At 45.3% G+C, this 642-nt stretch carries 1 protein-coding gene; it reads right to left on the bottom strand.

Annotated elements, in window-relative coordinates; translation table 11 throughout:
• On the bottom strand, nucleotides 1-642 hold a 642-nt coding region (gene malF, locus R7E78_RS27630), incomplete at both ends, for a maltose ABC transporter permease MalF (protein WP_318058818.1).

Genomic DNA, 642 nt, shown 5'->3' with positions numbered 1-642 from the left:
ACCACCACCTGTCAACAACTGAATAAGTACGAAGTTGTTGAAGTTAAAAGCAAAGCTTGCAATCAATAGCGGAGGCAGCGGTTTCAACATCATCGGCATTGTGATACGCGTGAAGTTGGTGATGAAGTTCGCACCATCGATAGCCGATGCTTCATAAAGATCATCAGGAATCGCTTTTAGCAGACCCATACATAGAATCATCATGTAAGGGAAGCCTAGCCACGTGTTCACAATCAGGATCATGGTTTTCGCCATGAATGGGTCAGAGAACCATGCCGGGCTGATACCAAACAAACCTTCCAGAAGCATGTTGATCTCACCAAAGCTCTGGTTGAACAAACCTTTAAAGATCAGGATAGAAATAAACGCCGGTACCGCATAAGGCAGAATCAGTAGTAGTCGGTAGATTGAACGACCTTTCAACGCTTCCCACTGAACAACGCTTGCTAACACTAAGCCGATAACCAATGTGCAGACTACGGTTAGCGCAGAGAAAACAATAGTCCAGATAAAGATGCTGATGAATGGTTCTTTGATGCCATCATCTTTCCACACACGTTCAAAGTTGTGCGTACCGATGTTCACCACGAAACCTGGAGACACTGTGCTGCCAACAAACTGACCGTTTTCATCCACTGGCTG

Source organism: Vibrio sp. YT-19(2023) (genome assembly GCF_033337395.1).
Note: the sequence above shows the minus strand (reverse complement) of the source record. Positions and strands in the feature narration are given on the sequence as shown.